At 67.1% G+C, this 20,524-nt stretch carries 19 protein-coding genes; 8 read left to right on the forward strand and 11 right to left on the reverse strand.

Annotation, left to right across the window (positions count from 1 at the left end):
• Nucleotides 1–228: 228 nt before the first annotated feature.
• A complete protein-coding gene (locus AC1DCU_RS20355) occupies nucleotides 229–651 on the reverse strand; it encodes a hypothetical protein (protein ID WP_032975393.1) in 423 nt (140 codons plus the stop codon).
• A 372-nt stretch (nucleotides 652–1,023) separates the two neighbouring features.
• Between AC1DCU_RS20355 and AC1DCU_RS20360 the strand changes: the two genes are divergently transcribed.
• The 4 genes from AC1DCU_RS20360 to AC1DCU_RS20375 all read left to right on the forward strand — a co-directional run bounded on the left by AC1DCU_RS20360 (nucleotide 1,024) and on the right by AC1DCU_RS20375 (nucleotide 3,351).
• Complete coding sequence (locus tag AC1DCU_RS20360; RefSeq protein WP_032975447.1) at nucleotides 1,024–2,064, forward strand: S41 family peptidase; 1,041 nt, start codon at nucleotides 1,024–1,026, stop codon at nucleotides 2,062–2,064.
• Between the two features lie 2 nt (nucleotides 2,065–2,066).
• Nucleotides 2,067–2,405 (forward strand): hypothetical protein, encoded by a 339-nt coding sequence (locus AC1DCU_RS20365; RefSeq protein ID WP_032975448.1) that lies wholly within the window; start codon nucleotides 2,067–2,069, stop codon nucleotides 2,403–2,405.
• Between the two features lie 63 nt (nucleotides 2,406–2,468).
• Entirely contained in the window at nucleotides 2,469–2,882 is a 414-nt protein-coding gene (locus AC1DCU_RS20370; RefSeq protein ID WP_235189909.1) for a helix-turn-helix domain-containing protein, read from the forward strand.
• A 34-nt stretch (nucleotides 2,883–2,916) separates the two neighbouring features.
• Complete coding sequence (locus AC1DCU_RS20375) at nucleotides 2,917–3,351, forward strand: SseB family protein (RefSeq protein WP_032975394.1); 435 nt, start codon at nucleotides 2,917–2,919, stop codon at nucleotides 3,349–3,351.
• 57 nt (nucleotides 3,352–3,408) lie between these two features.
• Here the strand turns inward: AC1DCU_RS20375 and AC1DCU_RS20380 are convergent, their stop codons facing one another.
• Together AC1DCU_RS20380 and AC1DCU_RS20385 are read right to left on the reverse strand one after the other, a co-directional pair.
• Nucleotides 3,409–4,629, reverse strand: a complete 1,221-nt coding sequence (locus AC1DCU_RS20380) for a multifunctional CCA addition/repair protein (protein WP_032975395.1) — start codon at nucleotides 4,627–4,629, stop codon at nucleotides 3,409–3,411.
• A gap of 89 nt (nucleotides 4,630–4,718) precedes the next feature.
• The gene (locus AC1DCU_RS20385; RefSeq protein WP_032975397.1) at nucleotides 4,719–6,704 is read right to left on the reverse strand and encodes a transglycosylase SLT domain-containing protein; all 1,986 of its coding nucleotides are present in this window, start codon (nucleotides 6,702–6,704) and stop codon (nucleotides 4,719–4,721) included.
• Nucleotides 6,705–6,855: 151 nt separating this feature from the next.
• Here AC1DCU_RS20385 and AC1DCU_RS20390 point away from each other — a divergent pair, with 151 nt between their 5' ends.
• Together AC1DCU_RS20390 and AC1DCU_RS20395 are read left to right on the forward strand one after the other, a co-directional pair.
• Nucleotides 6,856–7,263: an ExbD/TolR family protein gene (locus AC1DCU_RS20390; RefSeq protein ID WP_025878672.1), complete on the forward strand. Its 408-nt coding sequence runs from the start codon at nucleotides 6,856–6,858 to the stop codon at nucleotides 7,261–7,263.
• Between the two features lie 369 nt (nucleotides 7,264–7,632).
• Nucleotides 7,633–10,497, forward strand: coding sequence for a TonB-dependent receptor plug domain-containing protein (locus tag AC1DCU_RS20395; protein ID WP_032975398.1), 2,865 nt, complete (start codon nucleotides 7,633–7,635; stop codon nucleotides 10,495–10,497).
• 79 nt (nucleotides 10,498–10,576) lie between these two features.
• Here the strand turns inward: AC1DCU_RS20395 and fhuE are convergent, their stop codons facing one another.
• The 3 genes from fhuE to AC1DCU_RS20410 all read right to left on the reverse strand — a co-directional run bounded on the left by fhuE (nucleotide 10,577) and on the right by AC1DCU_RS20410 (nucleotide 14,005).
• Entirely contained in the window at nucleotides 10,577–12,736 is a 2,160-nt protein-coding gene (gene fhuE, locus AC1DCU_RS20400) for a ferric-rhodotorulic acid/ferric-coprogen receptor FhuE (RefSeq protein ID WP_032975399.1), read from the reverse strand.
• Between the two features lie 182 nt (nucleotides 12,737–12,918).
• Complete coding sequence (locus AC1DCU_RS20405; protein WP_032975400.1) at nucleotides 12,919–13,488, reverse strand: M23 family metallopeptidase; 570 nt, start codon at nucleotides 13,486–13,488, stop codon at nucleotides 12,919–12,921.
• A gap of 43 nt (nucleotides 13,489–13,531) precedes the next feature.
• Nucleotides 13,532–14,005 carry an Lrp/AsnC family transcriptional regulator gene (locus AC1DCU_RS20410; RefSeq protein WP_025878668.1) on the reverse strand — a complete coding sequence of 158 codons (474 nt, stop codon included), beginning with the start codon at nucleotides 14,003–14,005 and terminating at the stop codon, nucleotides 13,532–13,534.
• A 72-nt stretch (nucleotides 14,006–14,077) separates the two neighbouring features.
• Between AC1DCU_RS20410 and AC1DCU_RS20415 the strand changes: the two genes are divergently transcribed.
• Nucleotides 14,078–14,953 carry an EamA family transporter gene (locus AC1DCU_RS20415; RefSeq protein WP_025878667.1) on the forward strand — a complete coding sequence of 292 codons (876 nt, stop codon included), beginning with the start codon at nucleotides 14,078–14,080 and terminating at the stop codon, nucleotides 14,951–14,953.
• 192 nt (nucleotides 14,954–15,145) lie between these two features.
• Here AC1DCU_RS20415 and AC1DCU_RS20420 read toward each other — a convergent pair whose 3' ends face one another.
• From AC1DCU_RS20420 to AC1DCU_RS20435, 4 genes are all read right to left on the reverse strand, one after another.
• Entirely contained in the window at nucleotides 15,146–15,913 is a 768-nt protein-coding gene (locus tag AC1DCU_RS20420; protein ID WP_032952088.1) for an endonuclease/exonuclease/phosphatase family protein, read from the reverse strand.
• Between the two features lie 22 nt (nucleotides 15,914–15,935).
• Entirely contained in the window at nucleotides 15,936–16,751 is an 816-nt protein-coding gene (locus AC1DCU_RS20425; protein ID WP_025878665.1) for a thiol:disulfide interchange protein DsbA/DsbL, read from the reverse strand.
• A gap of 106 nt (nucleotides 16,752–16,857) precedes the next feature.
• Entirely contained in the window at nucleotides 16,858–17,508 is a 651-nt protein-coding gene (locus AC1DCU_RS20430) for a thiol:disulfide interchange protein DsbA/DsbL (RefSeq protein WP_032975401.1), read from the reverse strand.
• A 106-nt stretch (nucleotides 17,509–17,614) separates the two neighbouring features.
• Nucleotides 17,615–18,412, reverse strand: a complete 798-nt coding sequence (locus AC1DCU_RS20435) for a c-type cytochrome (RefSeq protein WP_025878663.1) — start codon at nucleotides 18,410–18,412, stop codon at nucleotides 17,615–17,617.
• 155 nt (nucleotides 18,413–18,567) lie between these two features.
• Here AC1DCU_RS20435 and yihA point away from each other — a divergent pair, with 155 nt between their 5' ends.
• A complete protein-coding gene (gene yihA / locus AC1DCU_RS20440) occupies nucleotides 18,568–19,170 on the forward strand; it encodes a ribosome biogenesis GTP-binding protein YihA/YsxC (protein ID WP_025878662.1) in 603 nt (200 codons plus the stop codon).
• 94 nt (nucleotides 19,171–19,264) lie between these two features.
• On the opposite strand, the gene AC1DCU_RS20445 is transcribed toward yihA, so the two are convergent.
• The gene (locus AC1DCU_RS20445) at nucleotides 19,265–20,239 is read right to left on the reverse strand and encodes an MBL fold metallo-hydrolase (RefSeq protein WP_442251457.1); all 975 of its coding nucleotides are present in this window, start codon (nucleotides 20,237–20,239) and stop codon (nucleotides 19,265–19,267) included.
• Nucleotides 20,240–20,524 lie beyond the last annotated feature (285 nt).

A 20,524-nucleotide genomic window follows, 5' to 3' on the forward strand; every position in this document is an offset into this window, starting at 1 on the left:
CGCTCTGGTGGGTGCCGACCCAGGTCGGCACGAATCCCCCCGGCGCCATGATCCGCTCTGGTAGGTGTCGACCTCGGTCGACACGAATCCCTCCAGCGGCATGACCCGCTCTGTTGGGTGCCGACCTGGGTCGGCACGAATCCCTCCAGCGCCATGACCTGCTCTGGTAGGTGTCGACCTCGGTCGACACGCCCTGGCTACCAATCAAGCAATCCCAACGCCGCTGTATTACAACGGCGTACGCCCCAGCAACGCGCCCGCGTGATCGGCCAGCAGCTGCACCGCGTGCAACAGCCCTTCCTCCGTCAGCGGCGGGCACTGCGCTTCCGCGTCGTCCAGTTCACGCGCTGCCTGCGTCGCCAGCAGCACACCCCCCAGCGCCGACAACGCCAGCAGGCAGCGCGTGGTGCAGGCCAGATCGCGCGCCCGTGCCGGCGTGATGCGCAGTTCCGTCCACGGCTCGCCGTCAGCGGCGTGGCAGCGCGTGACGTCGCGCAGCCGCTTGAAGAAGGCGGGCGTGGGAGCAGCTTCATCGGCTTCGGCCAGCGCGTCTTCCAGCGCCTCGGCGGTGGCGTTGGGCAGCTGCAGGTCGGGCAGGGCATCGCCCAGCAATGTGTGCAGGCGCGGATAGGTGGGGTGGAGCGTGGTCATGGCAACAACCTCACAGGGCTGGGCCACCTGCGGAATGCAAGGTGGCGGGCGGTGCGGGTTGGCGTGCCGGTCAAGAGCAAAGAAGAAGCCGACGGACCCAAGGGTCCCCACGCACCGCCCGCCATGGACCGGCAGGTGGTGCATTGTCGCGAGTGCCTGCATCGAGGCAATCGGTCATCTTTGCTCATTGATTCAGGACGCCAATCCCGGCCGGCGCAGGTGGCGCCGGCACAGCGACCTTCGCGCGTTTGCCAGCGTGCCGACATGGGCAAAGTTGTAAATCGCAGTCCGATCCTGACGTGCCTGATGCGACACGCCGCGCGGCGGCCAAGGCGTTATGCTTCGCCTTCATTCAACGACAGGGAGATGTCGATGCGGAACAGCAAAGGATTGCCGGGACGTGCCCTCCTCATCGCCGCGCTGCTGGCAACGACCGCCGCCACTGCGGCTGACGCCATCGAGATTCCATCACCCGCCGCACAGGCACAGCTGCTGGACATGCTTGAACGCGAGGCGCTGTACCGAGGCAGGGTCGATTGGCCTGCCACGCGCACGCGCCTGAAGGATGCGCAGGGCGATCCGGCCAAGGTCCGGACCGTCCTGGCCGAGGCCATCGGTCGCAGTTCAGGCGGTCACGGCAGCTGGATGACCCCGCAACGACAGCAGCAACGCGTGGAGCGTTTCGCCCGCGAAAACGCCACCGCTGCTGCCCGCAGCGAAAGCGACGCCACTCGCGCACGTGACCCGCGTATCGGCCAGGTGCTGATCGAGGGCTATGCGGCAGACCCCGGTGCGCCGCCGCAGCAGCTGCAGCAACAGAACATCCAGCGTGCGGTGCGTTGGCAGAACGCCATCCGTGAAAAGGACAGCACGCCTCGCTGTGGCTGGATCGTCGACCTGCGCGACAACACCGGCGGCAACATGTGGCCGATGCTGCTGGGCGTTGCGCCGCTGCTGCGCACTTCGGCGATGGGTATCGAGGACGTGGGCTCATTCGAGACCGCCGACGGTCCGGTACGCTGGCAGACCACTGCCAGTGGCGTGCGCATGGGCGAGGCGACGCGCCTGGATTTCGGCCAGCCCGGCTATCTGCCCCGCCAGGTTGGCGCGCCGGTGGCGGTGTTGACCGGCCCGCGCACCGCCAGTTCCGGCGAAGCGACCGTACTGGCGTTCCGAGGCCGGGCGCAGACCCGCAGTTTCGGACAGCCCACGGCGGGTGTATCGACGGCCAACGTGGTGCGCCGGCTGGTGGACGGCAGCGCGTTGGTGCTGACCACCAGCGTCATGCGCGATCGCAATGGAAATGGCGACGGGCGGAAGATCGCGCCGGACCAGGCCACCGTCGGCGATGCCGCCACGGTGGCGGCGGCCGAGGCCTGGCTGCTGGCCCAGCCCGCCTGCAAGGAGGGCTGAACCTGCTGCTGATCGGCCAACACGAACGGGTGCTGATTGTCGGCCCCACCGAATCGCACCACTGCCTGCGCTGCCAGACCGAAACCGAATTCGCCCCGCAGCTGCGCTACAGGATGGCGCGCATCGACCTGCTGTTCGGCTTCGTCTACCAGCGCCGCTACGAGCTGGCCTGCACCGGCTGCGAGCACGGCTGGGTGCTGGATACCGAAAGCATGGACCAGCAGCTCGGCGGGGTGCCGATCCCGTTCCGGCACCGCTTCGGCCTGCCGGTGATGCTGGTGGTGGTGGCCGGGCTGGCGGTGGCGGGGTGGATGTGGCGGCATGGACACGGTGGGGGCTGACCGTATAACTGAAGTGCTGCGTGCGGCTTATGATCTGGTTGGCGCTTGTACTGCGGAGTTTCCATGAACATTCGTCCTGTTCGCACAGAAGTCGACTACCAGAACGCGTTGCGCGAGCTGGAGGCCTATTTCGAGAACGAACCTGCGCTGGATAGCGAAGAGGGAGATCGTTTCGAGATTCTCGCCACCTTGGTGGAGGCCTACGAAGCGAAGCACTATCCGATCGAGCTGCCGGACCCGATTGAAGCGATCCGCTTCCGCATGGAGCAGGGCGGTCTGACCGTCAAGGATCTGGTGCCCTCGATTGGTCAGCTCAACCGCGTATATGAGGTATTGAATCGCAAGCGCGGATTGGACCCTGGAGATGATCCGCAATCTGCACCGCAACCTGGGCATTCCGGCGGAAAGCCTGATCGGCCGCTGAGGTCGATTCCGCTGCGGAACGAGGTGTACGTAGCCGGATGCCGGGCCTGCTAAAGTTGCAGCCAGCAACCACGTACCGGAACCGACCATGGACCACGAAACGCCGTTCGAACCCGCCAACGACCTGGAAGTGCGCCTGTTGCAGGCCCAGGATGGAACCCTCACGGCCTCGCAGTTCCTTGACGGCCTGCTGACCGCGCCGGTGTTCGTGCTGCTGGACAAGGCCATCGGTGAAGACGGCGCTTGGGACGAGAGCATTTCGCCGCTGGTGCTGACCAGCGAAAGCGGCGAGCCGATGTTTGCGGTGTTCACCGCGCCCGAGCGCGCGGAGATCTGGCACGAGCAGCTGCCGCAGTTTGCCCACGCCATGCCCATCGCGGTGCATGCACTGCTGTCGGGCATCGGTGAGGGCGTCGGCCTGGTGCTGAACCCCGGCCTGGACGTGGGCATGGAGATGATCCCCGATGCGGTGGAGCAGCTGAAGCAACGCGCGGCGGCGATCACCCGCGGGAAGGCGCACTGATAGCGCTGTGGTTGCCTGCCAGCGGCCGGCACTACCGGTAAAAGTGCCGGATAAGCATCAGCGGGCGGCGGCGATCGCCCGTACACGCGCCTTGGCCAGCGCCTCACCAATGGCCGGGCCTTTGAGGTGTGTGGTGTCCAGGTCACGCGCCTGCACTGACAGCGCCGCCCGGTGAAGGCGCTTGAGTGTTTCGCCCTGCGGGTAGTCGCTGTCCTCGAAACCGAGCCGGCCGCGCTTGTCGGCCTCGCAGCACAGCGCGATGCGTGCCACCCGCTCCGGCCGGCGCAACGCATCGCAGCGGCCCAGCAGTTCCAGCACGGTGGCATCGCGCAGTTCGTCGATGCGATGCACGTTCAGATGCTCGCGGCAGACGGCCTCGGCCAACTGCTGGTGCTCGGTCGGAATCTTCAGGCGCGCGCACAGTGCTTTCAGCGGTTTGATGCCGCGCTGCTCGTGCATGATGTGGCGCGGCCATTCCTCGGCCGGGGTCAGGCCCTTGCCGAGGTCGTGGGTCAGTGCGGCGAAGCCGACCAGGTCATCACCGGGCGCCAGCTTTGCCGCCATGTCGCTGACCATTTCCTGGTGGATGCCGGTGTCGACTTCCGGATGGAATTCCGCGCGCTGCGGTACGCCGTACAGCGCTTCCAGTTCTGGCAGTATCGGGCCAAGCGCGTGCGCGTCGTGCAGGGTGCGCAGGAACGCCGATGGGCGCTCGCACACCAATGCCTTGCGCAGTTCCTGCCACACACGTTCCGGTACCAGCGCGTCGAGCTCGCCACTGGCGGCCACCTCGCGCATCAGCGCCATGGTTTCCGGCGCGACGGTGAAACCGAGCGAGGCGAAGCGGGCCATGAAGCGCGCCGCACGCAGCACGCGTAGCGGGTCTTCAACGAATGCGGGACCGACATGGCGCAGCACGCGCTGCTCGAGGTCGCGCGCACCGCCATAGGGATCGACCAGCGTGCCGCTGTCTTCATCGCAGGCGATGGCATTGATGGTGAAGTCGCGGCGCTGCAGGTCTTCTTCCAGCGTCACCGCCGGATCGGCATCGACCACGAAGCCGCGGTAGCCACGGCCGGATTTGCGTTCGGTGCGGGCCAGCGCGTATTCCTCGCCGGTCTTCGGGTGCAGGAAGACGGGAAAATCACGGCCCACGGCGGTGTAGCCCTGCGCTTCCATCTGCGCGGGCGTGGCGCCGACGACGACCCAGTCACGGTCGCCGGCAGGGCGCTGCAACAGGCGGTCGCGCACGGCGCCGCCGACAAGATAGATCTTCATGGGGGGATGATGGCACGGTAGCGCCGGGCGTGCCCGGCGGAACACATGGCGTTCGCCGGGCATGGCCCGGCGCTACCGATACCACGTGATCAATCGCCGCCCTGGTCGGCGTTGGCGGCGCAGGTGAAGGCCTTGCGCTTGTCCACCAGGCGGCCCATCAGGCGGTCGCTCAGCGGCAATGCGTCGCCATTGAGTCGCCAGTCGTAGATCACGCTGAAGGCCAGCACGCGGGCGACATACTCGCGCGTTTCCTTGTAGCTGATGGTCTCGATCCACAGGTCCGGATCGAAGCCCGGGCGCTGGGTCTGCCAGCGTGCGGTCGGCGTCGGGCCCGCGTTGTAGGCGGCGATGGTCACGTAGGGCAGGCCGTCGTACTTGTTCATCAACTGCCGCAGGTACGCGGTGCCGATGGCGATGTTGGTGTCCGGGTCGTACAGGCTGTCAGCGCCGCCGTAGCCGGTCAGGCCGATGGACCTGGCCACGCCGGCGCCGGTCGCCGGCAGTACCTGCATCAGGCCCATCGCATTGGCAGGCGAACGCGCGCGCGGGGTGAAAGTGCTTTCGGCGCGGATCTCGGCGGCCACCCAGGCCGGGTCGATGGCATTGCGTGCTGATTCACGGCGGATCGTGGCGTCGTGGTGCAGCGGGAAGCGCAGGTCGTACAGGCGTTGCTCCTGCGGCTGCTTGCCGAGCGCGAACACCGCGCGGTCGAACCAACCGTTGTCCTGCGCCACGCGCACGGCGAGGCGACGCTGGGTGTCATCGAAGCGCGACAGCGCATTGTTCCATTCGGCCACCGCCCAGCCGGCGCGGTCGATCTGGTAAAGCGCCATCGCCCGCTGGATGGCCGGATCGCGGGCCACCGCAGCCTGCGCCTGCGCGCTGTCGTTGGGCTTCCACGGGCACAGCGTGTAGGGCTGCTGCAGCTTGTCCGCAGCGAGGAAGCCATGGAAGGTCGGTGCGCGCGCGGCTTCGCGGAACAGCGGCTGCGCCTGCTGTGCCTGGCCGGTCTTTTCCAGCATGCGGCCTTCGAAATAGCGCCAGCGCGAATCGTTGCGCTGGGTCGGGCCCATCTTGCGGATCGCCGCCAGCGTCGCCGGCCAATCGCCGCGCGACATCGCTTCGCGCGCGCGCCATTCGTGCAGGCGCTCGTCATAGGCCGCATCGGGCACGGCATTCAAACGGCGAGCCGAGTCGGGCAGGTACGACGCCACCGTCCACAGGGCGATCTGGTAACGCACCTGGCCCTGCTGTTCGGCGCTCAGGCCCAGCGCCTGCGCGTACTGCGGCAGCTGCTGTTCGGTAGCATCCGGGTCGGCCTTGGCCAGCTTGGCCAGGCCGTCGGTGGCGATGCGCCGGCTGCGCTCGTTGCGCGGCCAGTTCAGGGCGCTGGCATTGGGCTTGTCGACGAAGGCCGCGTAGGTGTTGGCCAAGGCCAGATCACTGGCCGGCAGGCCGCGCGCGGCCGAACGCATCACCGCCGGCTGCTGTGCATCGGCAGCGGCATCGATGCGTTCCCAGCGCAGCGCATCGCTCATGCCACCCTGCGCCTGCAGCACGGCGAACACGGCGTCGCAGGCATCGGGCAACGACTTGCCGTTCTTGCGCCACAGATCCTGGGCTTCACCGATCCACTGCGGGTCCAGCTTGCCGGTGGCCTGGCGCGCTGTCAGCTGCGCACAGCGCAGGCCGAGGTTGTCGGTGGGAGCCCAGTTGGCCAGCAGCGTCGGCCAGTCCTGGCGGCGCGCGACAGAGGGCAGCCAGGCGCTGCGGAAGCTGTTGGCCACGGCCTGGCCCTGATAGCGCTTGAGGAAGGCCTGTGCCTGCGCCGTATCGACGGTGTCGATGTTGCGCCGCAGGTTGGCGAACTCCAGCCAGCCATACGCGGGATGGCGGCTGAGCGCGGCGGCCTGGCCGGGATCGAACTGGCCACGTTCGGCGGCGGCGATGGCGGCCTTCAGCTGGGCGTTCTGGGCATCGAGGGACTGGGCACTCGCGCAGCCGATCAGCAGCGTGGTGGCCAGCGGGAGCAGGGACAGGGCGGTCGAAGATCGTCGGGTCATGGCGACCAGCATAGCGGGCAGTGGCTGAATTCAGTTTCGCATTGTGTACACGGCCGAAGACGGCAACGACAGCTGAATGATGGTGGGATCCGCACTGCCGCGAGGGCGGTTGTGCGGCGTAGGTTTGGGCTGGGGCGACCGGCCCTGCTGCAGGGAGCGGCACATGGCATTCAGTAGCGCAGGAAGAAGCGGCCCGCTGGCGGACATCAACGTCACGCCACTGGTGGATGTAATGCTGGTGTTGTTGATCATCTTCATCGTGACCGCGCCGATGTTGTCGCGGCCGATCAACGTGCAGTTGCCGCAGGCCACCGATCGCGTGGTGGATCGCCCCGAACCGCCGCCGCCGATCGAGCTGCGCCTGGATGCGTCCAGTCAGTTGAGCTGGGACGGGCAGCCGATGGCCATCGGTGATCTGCAGTCGCGCCTGCAGGCGCAGGCCAGCGAGCATGCCGGTAACCTGCCGGAGCTGCGCATCAGCACCGATCCGTCGGCCGAGTACGACGGCATGGCCAAGATCCTGGCCGCCGCCGAAGCCACCGGCATGCAACGCATCGCGTTCGTGCAGTGAGTGGATCACGGGTGCGGCCTTCCCAAGGGAAGGCCGCACGTGTACCGGTAGCGCGGGGTCATACCCGGCGGCAGACCTGCGATGCGCGCCGGGCTTGGCAGAGACCTCTTCGACACTTCGCCGGGCATGGCCCGGCGCTACCGTGACCCCGGCGGGAATGAGCCAGCGCTACGGCGATGTTGTCGTACGCGCATTCTGGTGAATACGTAGGCAAATGACGTTATCTGCTTTCAGAATCGTCAAATTCGCGTGAAAGAGTGTCGGGCATCACGCCGCGATGTTTACCGCTTGTTTACAAAGGAGACGCTGCCGCCATGCAGGGGGGAGCGCGGCAGTCCATGTCCCGACATTCCTTTGGAGAGAGAGCGAATGAATTACCTGCATCACCGCCCCTTGGCGGTTGCCGTCGCGCTGTGCGTGACCGCACTGGCCCCGTTGGGGGCTGCTGCCCAATCGGCCACCACCGACCTGGATCGCGTCGAAGTCACAGGTACCCGCATCAAGCGCGCTGAAGTGGAAGGCCAGGTGCCGGTCCAGACGCTCAACCGCGCCGACATCGAACGCACCGGCCTGACCTCGATCGGTGAAGTGCTGCAACAGCTCACCGGCTCGGGCTCGGCGCTCAATGCCAAGTTCAATTCGTCGGGCAACTTCGGTTTCCCACCCGACGGCAGCGGCGTCGGCGCGGGTTCGGCGCAGGTGGACCTTCGCCATCTCGGTGCCAAGCGTGTACTGGTGCTGGTCGATGGCATCCGCTGGGTCAATGAATCCTCGGCCTCGGGCGTGGGCTCGGCCACCGACCTCAACACCATCCCGCTGGCGATCGTTGAGCGCATCGAAGTGCTGGAAGACGGCGCATCGTCGCTGTACGGCTCCGATGCCATCGCCGGTGTGGTCAACATCATCACCCGCCGCGATTTCGATGGCGGCCAGGTGACGATGAACTACGGCCAGTATGGCAAGGGCGATGGCACGCAGAAGGGCGTGGACCTGGCCTGGGGCAAGAGCGGCGACCGTTACAGCCTGTTCCTGGGGGCAAGCTGGACCAAGCAGGACCCGGTGTATGCGAAGGACCGCGAGCAGTCGCGCTTCCCGATCCCCGGCACCGGCCTGGCCTTCGGCAGCGGCGGCATTCCGCAGGGGCGCTTCGCCTTCGTCGATCCCAACACCGGTGCCGAACAGGACATCGTGCCCAACACCGGCGTGAGCAGCCCGCGTTACGACGGCAGCGCCGGCTGCAACCGCACCGACGACTACCACTGCTTCACCAGCGCCGATCGCTTCAACTTCGCCGAATACAACATGGTGCTGACACCGTCGGAGCGTAAGGGCCTGTTCGGCCAGTTCCGGTTCGACATCACCGACAACGTGCAGTGGTACGTCAAGGCACTGGGCAACCGCCGCGAGTCGACCAACCAGGCCGGCCCGGAGCCGCTGTTCTTCGGCCCTGATGGCGCCACCGGCAATCCGCTGGCCGACAACATCGTCGTCTCGGCACTGAACCCGTACAACCCGTTCGGCTTCGACCTGGTGTCGTCGGGCAACATGAGCCTGATCGGCCGCCGCCCGGTGGAAGGCGGCGCGCGCGTATTCGAACAGCAGGTGGATACCACGTACTTCGCCACCGGCCTGGTCGGCAACTTCCAGGCCGCTGACCGCAGCTGGTACTGGGACGTCAACGGCATGTACAGCAAGAACAAGGCCGAGCAGACCAACTACGGCAGCTACGACATCTACAACGTCAACATGGCGCTGGGCGATCCTGCGGTGTGCGCGGCCACGCCGGGCTGCGTACCGCTGAACATCTTCGGTGGCGCCGGTTCGATCACCCCGGACATGCTGCGCTGGATCCAGCCGGTGGTGCGCGACCGCAGCCAGAACGAGCTGAGCCTGTTCACCGCCAACCTGTCCAGCGATCTGTTCACCCTGCCGGCCGGCCCGGTGTCCTTCGCCACCGGTCTCGAACATCGCAAGTACAAAGGTTCGTACCAGCCTGACCCGCTGACGGTGATCGGCCACTACAACGGCGTACCGTCGCAGCCGACGTCCGGCTCCTACGACGTCAACGAAGCGTACCTGGAGCTGAGCGTGCCGATCTTCGCCGACTCGGCACTGGGCAAGAAGCTGGACCTGAGCCTGGCTGGCCGCTACTCGGATTACTCGACCTTCGGTGGCGAGTTCACGCCCAAGTACGGCCTGCGCTGGCAGGTGACCGATGACTTCGTGCTGCGTACCACCTACGCCGAAGGCTTCCGCGCACCGTCGATCGGCGAGCTGTACGGCTCGGCTGCGCGTGCTGACCTGCAGTTGTTCGATCCCTGCTCGGTGGGCCTGGGTGGCACACCGCCACGTGGCAGTGCGGCCAACTGCGCATCGCTGGGCGTGCCGACCGGCTTCCAGCAGGCCAACTCGCAGATCTCGGTGACCACCGGCGGCAACCGCGAGCTGGAGCCGGAGCGGTCGCGCAGCTTCAGTGCCGGTTTCGTGTGGAGCCCCTGGTTCGGCAACGATGCATCGTGGTCGGAGCGCTTCGACGTGGAAGTGACGTTCTACCGCCACAACATCGATGGCGCGATCCAGGCGATCAACGCGCAGACACAGCTGGACCTGTGCGTGGATACCCTGGACCCGATCTACTGCGACGGCATCACGCGTGCCAGCACCGGTGCGGTCAGCAGCTTCAACAACCGCCTGACCAACCTGGGTTCAATCAAGACCGACGGCTGGGATGTGGATCTGTTCTGGACCCTGCCGCAGAGCTCGATCGGCCAGTTCAAGCTGGGCTGGAAGAACACGTTCGTCGGTCGCTATGAGGCCACCGGTGCGGCCGGCCAGCGGCAGCCGCAGAAGCCCGGCGTGGAAGTGGCTGACAGTTCGATTCCGGAATGGACCAGCAACGCCAGCATCGGCTGGACGCTGGACAACTGGAGCGCCAACTGGACGGTACGCCACATTTCCGAACTGACCGAAGACTGCGGTGACGCCGTGGCGTTCCCGGTGTGCAGCAACCAGGCCGCCGGCACCAACACGCTGTCGGCCACCACCTTCCATGACATGCAGGTGGGCTACAAGATCGACTGGATGAAGGGCCTGCAGCTGACGGCGGGCCTGAACAACGTGTTCGACAAGGACCCGCCGATCTGCCTGTCGTGTTCGTTGAACGGCTATGACGCCTCCACCTACGACATCCCGCGTGGCCGTTACTGGTACCTGCGCGCGGACCTGCGGTTCTGATGTGGGTACAGCAGCGCCGGAGAGATTCCGGCGCTGCTGTTGCCGCGGTAGCGCCGGGCCATGCCCGGCGACGTTTTCTTCAGAACGACCAGGTAAACGTCAGCGAGCCGTTGCGACCATCGCCATACGCACCGTAGCCATTGATCTGCGAGAGGTACTTCTTGTCCAGCAGGTTGTTGAGGTTGGCCTGCACGCTGAACTCCGGCGAGATGCGGTAGCGCACGAAGGCGCTGACCAGTGCGTAGCCGCTCTGCTCGATGCGGCCATAGGCCGGCACCGGGTAGTAGATGCGGTTCTGCCAGTTGGCACCGCCGCCGACAGTCAGTTCCTGCAGCGACTGCGGGGTGTAGCTGGTGAACAGCTTCAGCGCGGTCTGCGGCAGGTTGGTGTTGATGTCGGCATCGTTGGCATCCTTGGCCACGTAACGGGAGGCGCCGAACGTGGCGTTCCAGCCCGGTGCCAGTTCGCCGTTGAGCTCGAACTCGAAGCCACGGCTCACCGTGCCGCGTGCGGCGCGATAGGCGAATTCGTTCTGGCTGCCGGGCACCGGCTCGCCAGTGATCTGGCCGACGTTGTCCTGTTCGATGCGGAACACCGCCAGCGAGGCATTCAAACGGTTGTCGAACCAGGCGCCCTTGACGCCCACTTCGTAGCTTTTGCCATCCACCGGGTCCAGATAGCTGCCGTTGCGGTCCTTCAACGTCTGCGGCTGGAAGATCTCGGTGTAGCTGGTGTACGTCGAGTAGGTGTCGTTGATGTCGAACACGAGGCCGGCATACGGCGTGGTCACCTTGTGCTCGCGATCTGCGCCTTCGCCCTCGCTCTTCCAGTCGGTGTAGCGCGCGCCGATGATCAGCTTCAACGGATCGGCCAGCGACAGGCGTGCGGCGGCATAGCCGGCCTTCTGGGTGATGGTGCCCTCGCTGGCCAGCGCCAGCGGGTTCCAGTTCGGCTCGCTGATGTTGCCCGTCCAGTTCAGGTAACTGGCGAACGGGTCCCAGCTCTGGCCGGCGCCGCCGACCTGGTAGTCGCCGTAGTTGGCGTAGTCGCGCTTGTTGTAGCTCAGCCCGGCCATGAACTGGTGCTCGCGGCCGAACAGCTGGAACGGACCATCAACATAGCCATCGACACCGGTGACCTTGCGCTCGGTGTTGTAGAAGCCTGCGGACGGCGAAATGCCTGCACCGGTGGTCTTGTCGAAGTTCGAGGCGCCGGTGGTCCAATCGTTGTACGCAGGGTAGAACAGCTTGTCGTCGGCCTTGGTCTGGTCATGCGTTGCGCCGATCTTGAACTTCCAGCCGTTGCTGAAGGCGTGCTGCAGGGTGGCGAACGCGCGCTTGCTGGTGGTGTCCCAGTAGGTCCAGTTCGGGCTGGCGTTGAACGATTCGTCGTACGGGGTCGCGCTGCCGTCGGAGTACAGCATCGGGAAGCCACCCCAGGTCGCGCCGTTGGCGCGCTTCTGCTGGTAGTCGTAGCCCACGCTGAGCTGGGTATCCGGGGTCAGGTCGGCGTCGATCACCGCATAGCCCAGCGTCTTGCGCTGGTTGTAGCGGTCCATCTGCCCATCGGTGTCCAGGTAGCTGCCGATCACCCGGCCGCGTACGGTGCCGCTGGCGTTGAGTGCGCTGCCCACGTCCACGGTGGTGCGGGTGCGGCCCCAGCTGCCGACGTTGACCGACACGCTGCCGGTCAGTTCGGCGCTGTCGGCGTGCTTGCGGATCAGGTTCACCGAGGCGGAAGGATTGCCGGCGCCGCTGAGCAGGCCGGTGGCGCCACGCACCACTTCCACGCGGTCATACAGGGCCAGGTCCAGGCCGGAGTCACCGTAGCTCCAGTTCTGCACCATCTGCGTGGGCAGGCCATCGAACTGGTACGCATCGATGTAGAAGCCGCGCGCATAGAACTCGGTGCGCTCGCTGTCGGACTGGGTGCTGGTGACGCCGGTGGTGTTGCCCAGCACGTCGATGATGTCGTCCAGCTGCTGATCTTCGATGCGCTGGTGGCTGATGATGCTGACCGACTGCGGGATCTCGCGCGGCGCCAGGTCGAAGCGGGTGCCGGCCGAGGTACGGCGCACCGAATAGCCTTCGGCGCGCTCGCCCTTTACTACGACCTTGTCGAGGGTGGTCGGGTCGGTGGCGGTTTCGGCGAAAGCGGTGGGTGCGACGGCGCAGAGCGCGACGAGCACGGCAACGGACAGCCGCTGCGGCTGCGGGGTACGGAAGGCGGGACGGATCATGCGGATTCCTGCAACGGGCACGCGCGTTCGGCCGTCATCCAGGAGTCGAGGCGCTACGGGTAGGGGAAGGGCGGGCAGGCCGTCCTGGCACCACCGGAAACGAAAGAAATGGTAATACGAACTATTCCTATTTACAAATCATGAGCAAACGCGTGCGGCCTCGCGGCTCGGCTCGGTTGCCGTCAGCGGGTGCTCTGCGGTTGCAGCAGCGGCAGCGGGTCCCGCGCGCCGTCGGCGCCATAGATGCCCCAATGCAGATGGGGCGGCGTGCCCTTGGCGTTGCCGCTGTCGCCAACATGGCCGAGCAGGTCGCCGGGTTGCACCACCTGGCCGCGCGCCAGGCCATCGGCCCAGTCTTCCAGGTGCGCGTAGTAATAGCGCTCGCGTCCCGGCCCGATCACCCAGACCTGGCGGCCACCGAGTCCGCTGTCGCGGATGTCGGCGACAACGCCGGGGGTAGCGCTGCGCACCGGCGTGCCGCGCTTGCCGAAGATGTCGATACCCGCGTGCGTGCGGTCGCGCCCGCGCGGTGCGCCGAAGGTATCGGCGATCTGCCGGGGCCGCACGCCGTCCACCGGCACCGGCAGTTGCGTGGCCGGTGGCATGCGCGAGAGTGTCCACAGCATCTTCGGTGCGGCAGCCCACGGGCTGTTCCAGAAGGCCATCGCCGCGATGACCAGGATCAGCAGGAAGGCGCCACGCAGCAACCAGCGGCGCAGGCGTCTGGCGTTGGAGGGGGAAGCGGTGTTCATGCGTCACCAGTGTAGGAGCAGGACAGGCTCGACGGCATCTGCGTCATGTCAGCGGCACGTCGAACCCGCGCTTCAACGTGCCCAGCGCCACCGACGTGCGGAAGCGCTCGATGTTGTCATCACCGCCGAACAAGCGCTCGGTGATCGCCTCGTATTCCTCCATCGATGCCGCCGAGAGCAGCAGCAGGAAATCGCCGTCGCCGGTGATCGAGTAACACTGCTGCACGGCAGGGTCGTCCTGCACGCGGCGGCGGAACGGGGCGACCTTCTCGCGCTGTTCGCTGACCACGCGCACCTCGACGATGATGGTCAATGGCCGGCCGATTTTCGCAGCGTCGATCACCGCCACGTTGGCGGCGATCACCCCGCTGTCCTGCAGGCGCCTGATCCGCCGCTGCACCGCCGGCGTGGACAGGTGCACGGCTTCGGCGATCTGCCGCTGCGGCAGGGTGTTGTCCTGCTGCAGGAGGGCGAGGATGGCGCGGTCGAAGCTGTCCAGCACGGGGGCGGTGGCCATGGTGAGCAGAAGTTGCACGGACGGGCCGTCAATTGAGCCAAGTGCTCGCCGCCGACGCAATAGACTGGCGGCATGCAGACTTCTCGAATCGCGCCGATGTTGCCGGCGCTGGCGGTGCTCGGCTCGGTCACCGCACTGGCCATTGGTACCTCCTACGCCAAGCAGCTGTTTCCGTTGATCGGCGCGCAGGGCACCAGCGCGCTGCGCGTGGGCTTTTCGGCGTTGTTGCTGCTGCTGTTCTGGCGGCCATGGCGCTGGAAGACCAGCCGCGTGGATGCGGTCACCATCCTGCGCTACGGCCTCACCCTGGGCCTGATGAACCTGTTGTTCTACATGGCCTTGCGCACGATCCCGTTCGGCATCGCGGTGGCCATCGAATTCACCGGCCCGTTGACGGTGGCGATGCTGTCGTCGCGGCGGCCGATCGATTTCCTGTGGGTGGGTTGCGCGGCGGTCGGGCTGCTGTTGCTGCTGCCGATCGGCGGCGGCCCGGCACTGGACCCGGTGGGCGTGCTGTACGCCATGGGGGCGGCAGCGTGCTGGGGCCTGTACATCGTGTTCGGCAAGCGCGCCGGCCACCTGCACGCCGGGCATTCGGTGTCGCTGGGGCTGCTGGCCGCGTCGCTGGTGGTGGTGCCGGTGGGCGTGGTGCATGCCGGCGCGGCGTTGCTGGAGCCGAAGATCCTGCTGGCCGGGCTGGTGGTGGCGCTGGTGTCCAGCGCGATCCCGATGTCACTGGAAATGATGGCGCTCAAGCGCCTGCCCAAGGAGACCTTCGGCATCCTGATCAGCATGGAACCGGCGGTGGCCGCGCTGTGGGCGATGCTGCTGCTGCATGAGCACCTGCATGGCCTGCAGTGGCTGGCCATCGGCTGCACGGTACTGGCCTCGGTGGGCAGCACGATGACCGCACGGCGGTTGAAGGTGCCGGTGGCGCAGGCGGGGTAGCGCTGGGCCATGCCCGGCGGAGAGCGTGCGGACCAACGGTCCGCACCCACCAGGTCAGCCTGCCAACGGTCCGCACCCACCAGCTCAGCCTGCCAACGGGGTCCGCACCACCAGGGCAGCTTTCCAACCAAGGTTGGGCCCTTACCAGGGGCGGTAGCGCCGGGCCATGCCCGGCGAGCGCAGCGGCAGGGCTCAGCGCAGGGCGTCGGCCGGGACGTCGATTGCCATCGCCAAGGCAAGATGGTCGGAGAACGCAGCGGGCACCGCTTCCACGGTGCGGGTCTGCAGGCCGCTGCTGACCAGGATGTGGTCGATGGCGCGGTCGGGGCGCCAGCTGGGGAAGGTCGGCACGATGCAGCCGGGCGGCTGCAGCCGGGTCTTCTGGTACAGCACCTGCATTTCCGGACGTTCGGCCAGGCAGTTGAAGTCGCCCATCAGCACCGCATTGGGGTGGTCGGACAACAGCTCGGCAATGAAGCCGAGCTGGGCCATCCGCGAACCGGCGCCCAAGGACAGATGCGCTACCGCAACGGCCAGGCCATCGCGGCCATCGCCGAACTTGGCCAGCAGCACGCCGCGCCCGCCGATACGGCCGGGCAGGGCGTGGTCCTGCACTTCCACCGGTTCCAGCTTGCTCAGCAGGCCGTTGGCGCTGGAGGCGACGCCACCCATGCGCCGGTTCGGCTGGTGGCTCCAGTAATTGAAGCCGGCGCGTTGGGCCAGGTAATGGGTCTGGTTGGTGAAGCCCGAGCGCAGGCTGCCCGGGTCGGCCTCCTGCAGGCCGACGATGTCATGACCGCGCGCCAAAGTGGCAATCGCGTCAAGGCTGCTGCGCTTGCGACCCGCCGGCAGCGCATGTGACCAGCTGCGGGTCACATAGTCGCTGTAGCGGCGGGTACTTGAGCCGGCCTGGATGTTGGCCGTCAGCAAGCGCAGGGTCCGTGTTGTGGGGGAAGTCACGGCCGGGAAAACGTCTCTTTGATCAGTGAGCCTGGGCCGCACCGCGTTCGCGGGCGATCAGGTGGTCGGCAATGCGCAGCATGTCCGGGAAGCTCTTGCCCTTCACCAGGTACTTGCCGTTGACGATGATCGACGGGGTGCCGCTGATCTGGCTGCGCTGGGCGAACTGCTTGGCCGAGTTGGTCTTGGCATTGACCGCGAAGCTGCCCATGGTGGCGGCGAACTGCTTCGGATCCACGCCGTAGGCACCATAGAACTTGGCGATGTCATCGACCGAATCAGCACCGCGCTCGCCCTTCAGGGTCTTCTGCGAGTGGATGGCCGAGTACAGCGCTTCGTGAGTCTTCTCCTGCACGCCCAGGGTCTGTGCGGCGTAGAAGGCACGGGCGTAGTTGTCCCAGGTGCCGCCGAACATGGCCGGCACGTAGACGAAGTTCACATCGCTCGGCAGGCCAGCCTTCCACGGGCCGACCAGCGGCTGGAACGCAGCGCAGGCCGGGCAGACGTAACCGAAGATCTCGACCACTTCGACCTTGCCGGCGGCCGGCTGGAACGGCTGGCCGTTCGGGATCAGCTGGTAGTCGGCGCCTTCCACCGGGGCCGGGCCGGTCAGCGCGGCGGTGGTCGGGGCAGGTGCAGCGCTGGCAGCGGTCTTGTCACCTTCGGCAGCCGGTGCAGCGGCTTCGCCGCCTGCGGCCGGCGCGGCCGGTTCGGTGCTGGCCGGGGTCGCTGCCGGTTCTGCCGGGGCGGAGGTGTTGGTGGTGCCATCGTCGGCCTTGCAGGCCGCCAGGATCGGCAGCAGCGCTGCGAGGGCGAGGGCGGCGAAACGGGTCTTCATGGAAGCGTCTCCAGCATCTGGAAAGGTGGGGCCGGCGTCAGGCGCCGGCCAGAGGGAAATGATGACATGCGGCGGCGACAGCGCCGTGTCGATGGTGTGTGTTGGTTCAGCGGCCGCGGGCGGCGCGGGCCTGGGCGATCAGCGCCGAGGCGATGCGCAGCTGGTCGTCGAAGCTCTTGCCACGGACCAGGTACTGGCCATTGATGATGATGGCCGGGGTGCCAGGCACCTGGGTGCGCTGGGCGAAGGCACGGGCGGCATCGACCTTCTTCTGTACCGCCTCGCCGCGCAGGGCCTGCGTGTAGCGCTCCGGGGCCACGCCGTAGGCCTTGTAGAAGTTGGCGAGCTCATCGGCCGAGACGTTCTGCATCGGCAGCGTGCCGTCATCGTGCAGGGCCTTGAACACAGCGGCGTGGCTGCGCTTGGCCACGCCCACTTCGTCGGCGGCGTAGTAGGCCAGTGCCCAGGCATCCCAGGCACCGCCGAAGGCGGCCGGGACCGGGGTGAAGCGCACGTCGGCCGGCAGCTTGGCGGCCCAGGCGGCCAGCTGCGGTTCGAAATGGGCGCAGTGCGGGCAGGTGTAGCCGAACACCTCGACCACCTCGATCTTGCCGGCCAGCGGCTGGAACGGGCCAGGCTGGGCGATGCGCTCGTAGTCTTTGCCTTCGACCAGCGGGGCGTTGGCGGGGGTGGCGGCGCAGGCCGCCAACGGCAGCAGCACCAGCAGGGACAGCAGAAGGCGGGGAATCAACCTCATCGACACGCATCTCCGTTGAAAATGACAACGCCGGCGCAGCCGCCGGCGTGAAGGAAACATACCGCAGCGACGGGCCGTCGTGGCGACCGGCGCCGACCAGTGGCGGTCAGGGGGCGGCAGCCGGTCGCGTCGAAGCGCCTTCGGCGGCGAGATCGTCGGCCTTGTTGTGCAGGCCCTGCAGGTAGCTGGAAAGGGCCTGCACCTCCTGCTCGGTCAGCTTCTGCGCCACCGTGGCCATGATCTGGAAGTGCGCCTTGTCGGTCTCGTTGGTCTGTCCGGCCTGGTACTCCTGCAGGCGCCGGGCGACATAGCTGGCGTGCTGGCCGCCGATGTGCGGGTAGGCCGGGCCGGGGTTGCCGGCGCCGCTGGGGCCGTGACAGGCCATGCAGGCCGGCAGCCCGCGCTGGGCATCGCCGCCGCGGTAAAGCTGCTGGCCGATCTGGTAGAACTTCATGCCCTTGTACGGGCCCTCGGCCACCGGCGTGTCGTCGGCGATGCCGGCGTTGGCCTTCTGCGTGGCGAAGAACGCGCCGATGTCGCGCATGTCCTGCGGGGTGAGGTTCTGCACGAAGGGCACCATCGCCACGGCGGCGCCGGAACTGCGCTGGCCATTGGCGATCAGGGCCATCTGCTGGGCGACGTAGCGCTCGCTCTGGCCGGCGATGCTGGGATACATCTCCACCGTGGAATTGCCATCGGCACCATGGCAGGCGGCACACGCGGTGGCCTTGGTCTGGCCGGCCTTGGCGTCGCCCCAGGTGGTCTTGCTGAAATCCACCTCGAGCGAGGCGGTCTTGATCGGGCCGTTGTCGGGCAGCGGGGTCAGCGTGGTCTGCGCAAAGGCAGCAGCGGCAACAACGGCAGTAGCAAGGGCGGATACGGCAAGAACGCGAGCGTGGCGCATGCTGAAGCTCCGTATGGACCGGCCGGGCGGCGGCGGCCGGCATCGCCCGGATTATCAACGCCGTTTCCTTGCACGGTCAACGCAGCAGTGCAGCATTTTCCCGCTGGAAGGCCCCGGGCCGGGCGCGCGGCGCCGCAACATGCGATCCTATGCGCATGTCATTGCTCATCGAACGCGCCCAATACCACCTCTCTGCCCACAACATGGGGCAGCTGCCGCCCGATGAAGGTTCTGAAGTGGCCTTTGCAGGTCGCTCCAACGCCGGCAAGTCCAGCGCGCTCAATGCGCTGACCCGCCAGAACAGCCTGGCTCGGGTCTCCAAGACGCCTGGCCGGACCCAGCAGCTGGTGTTCTTCCAGGTTACCCCGGACGCCCATCTGGTCGATCTGCCCGGTTACGGCTACGCCAAGGTGCCGCTGGACCTGCAGGCGCACTGGCAGGCCTTCATCGACCGCTACTTCCGCACCCGCGAGGCCTTGAAGGGGCTGGTGGTGGTGATGGACATCCGTCATCCGCTGAAGGACTACGACCGGCAGATGCTGGCCTACGCCGTGCAGCGTGGCCTGCCGGCGCATGCGCTGCTGACCAAGGCCGACAAGCTCAGCCGCAGCCAGCAGATGCAGACCCTGCAGAAGGTACGCAAGGAACTGCATTCGTCGTTCGGCGATACGGTGAGTGTGCAGGTGTTCTCCGGCTCGGCCCGTACCGGCGTGGATGAAGCCCGCGGCATCATCGGCGGCTGGCTGGGGCTGGAATAAGGCGCTCCGCTGCGCTCGCCGGGCATGGCCCGGCGCTACCCTGATGTTTTCCGTCACCGCGATGCGGTAGCGCCGGGCCATGCCCGGCGGCACATCATTTCAGTGGCGAATATTCCGCCGGTACCCATGCATAGGCCTTGCCTTCGCTGCGCACGTGCCCCAGGCCGGGGAAGGGCAGGTGCGCGCCAGCAACCCACCAGCCCTTGGCGGTGGCTTCCTGCAACAGGCTGCGACGGCTGGCCGTAGCCGCCTTGCGATCCGAATCGGCCTCGAATGCCGCTTCCGGGTGTGCGAACTGCACCGCATGGAAATGCAGCACATCGCCCCACACCAGCAGTGACTGGCCCTGGCTGTCGAATCGGTAGGACACATGCCCCGGCGTGTGGCCGTGGGTATCCATCGCCACCGCCTGCCCCGGCAGGGCGTCGCCAGGCTGGAAGGTGTGCAGGCGACCGGCGGCCTGGTACGGCGCGATCGCGTTGCGTGCCAGCGCGAAGGCAAAGCGCACGCCCTGCGGTGCCGTGGCTTCGCTGGCCGGGTCGAGCCAGTAGCGGGCATCGGCCTTGGACAGCCACACCGTCGCATTCGGATAGGCCGGCTTGCCCTGTGCATCGAGGATCCCGCACAGATGATCGGGATGGGCATGGGTCAGCAGCACTTCATCGATCTCGGCCGGGTCTACGCCGGCCGCACGCAGGTTGCCCAGCACCTGGCCCTGGTCAGGGCCGAAGCACTGCGCGGTGCCGGCATCGACCAGGGTCAGGTGCTTGCCCTGGCGCACCAGGAAGGCGTTGATCGCGGTCTGCAGGCCCTTCTTGTCTTCGGGCACATAGCGGCCTTCGAGCAGGCGGCTGACCAGCGTTGGCGGCACGTCGACCACTTCCTGCCGGCCGAGCGCAACCACGCCGTCGAACAGGGCCGTGACCTGCAGCGCACCGATGCGCTGGTGATGCACGCCCGGCACCTGCTGGGTGGGGGCGGGCGAGGTGGCCTCGGCCAGCGCGGCCAGCGGCAGGGAGGACAGGGCCAGCAGGAGGGCGGCGTGCAATGGCAGATGACGCAGGGTCATGGCGGTTCTTCTCGGTGAGTGATGGGCAGGCCCGTTGCGCACAGCGTGCCGTGTTGCGCGTGCGTGCGGCGCTCAAAGCACTGCGCGGAATGCTCAATGGGGGTTATCGGCAGGGCTGTGCCCTGCACCCGCAGAGGCAACAGCAACGGCAACGGCAACGGCCGAAGCAACAGCAGAAGCTGGTTTCCTGTGGGATGGCGGGGTGGGTCCGGTTGCGGGGGACGCTGCAAGTACGTCCATGTAAGCTCGGTCGCCGCATCCATGCGGCTCACGCCCCCGCAACCG

The sequence above is a fragment of the Stenotrophomonas sp. 10L48 genome (assembly GCF_056395105.1).

Bases quoted from the DNA above. Each gene is read 5' to 3' on its own strand.
- AC1DCU_RS20355 (WP_032975393.1), bottom strand. From the start codon at position 651: ATGACCACGCTCCACCCCACCTATCCGCGCCTGCACACATTGCTGGGC.
- AC1DCU_RS20360 (WP_032975447.1), top strand. From the start codon at position 1,024: ATGCGGAACAGCAAAGGATTGCCGGGACGTGCCCTCCTCATCGCCGCG.
- AC1DCU_RS20370 (WP_235189909.1), top strand. From the start codon at position 2,469: ATGAACATTCGTCCTGTTCGCACAGAAGTCGACTACCAGAACGCGTTG.
- AC1DCU_RS20375 (WP_032975394.1), top strand. From the start codon at position 2,917: ATGGACCACGAAACGCCGTTCGAACCCGCCAACGACCTGGAAGTGCGC.
- AC1DCU_RS20380 (WP_032975395.1), bottom strand. From the start codon at position 4,629: ATGAAGATCTATCTTGTCGGCGGCGCCGTGCGCGACCGCCTGTTGCAG.
- AC1DCU_RS20385 (WP_032975397.1), bottom strand. From the start codon at position 6,704: ATGCTGGTCGCCATGACCCGACGATCTTCGACCGCCCTGTCCCTGCTC.
- AC1DCU_RS20390 (WP_025878672.1), top strand. From the start codon at position 6,856: ATGGCATTCAGTAGCGCAGGAAGAAGCGGCCCGCTGGCGGACATCAAC.
- AC1DCU_RS20395 (WP_032975398.1), top strand. From the start codon at position 7,633: ATGAATTACCTGCATCACCGCCCCTTGGCGGTTGCCGTCGCGCTGTGC.
- fhuE (WP_032975399.1), bottom strand. From the start codon at position 12,736: ATGATCCGTCCCGCCTTCCGTACCCCGCAGCCGCAGCGGCTGTCCGTT.
- AC1DCU_RS20405 (WP_032975400.1), bottom strand. From the start codon at position 13,488: ATGAACACCGCTTCCCCCTCCAACGCCAGACGCCTGCGCCGCTGGTTG.
- AC1DCU_RS20410 (WP_025878668.1), bottom strand. From the start codon at position 14,005: ATGGCCACCGCCCCCGTGCTGGACAGCTTCGACCGCGCCATCCTCGCC.
- AC1DCU_RS20415 (WP_025878667.1), top strand. From the start codon at position 14,078: ATGCAGACTTCTCGAATCGCGCCGATGTTGCCGGCGCTGGCGGTGCTC.
- AC1DCU_RS20425 (WP_025878665.1), bottom strand. From the start codon at position 16,751: ATGAAGACCCGTTTCGCCGCCCTCGCCCTCGCAGCGCTGCTGCCGATC.
- AC1DCU_RS20430 (WP_032975401.1), bottom strand. From the start codon at position 17,508: ATGAGGTTGATTCCCCGCCTTCTGCTGTCCCTGCTGGTGCTGCTGCCG.
- AC1DCU_RS20435 (WP_025878663.1), bottom strand. From the start codon at position 18,412: ATGCGCCACGCTCGCGTTCTTGCCGTATCCGCCCTTGCTACTGCCGTT.
- yihA (WP_025878662.1), top strand. From the start codon at position 18,568: ATGTCATTGCTCATCGAACGCGCCCAATACCACCTCTCTGCCCACAAC.
- AC1DCU_RS20445 (WP_442251457.1), bottom strand. From the start codon at position 20,239: ATGACCCTGCGTCATCTGCCATTGCACGCCGCCCTCCTGCTGGCCCTG.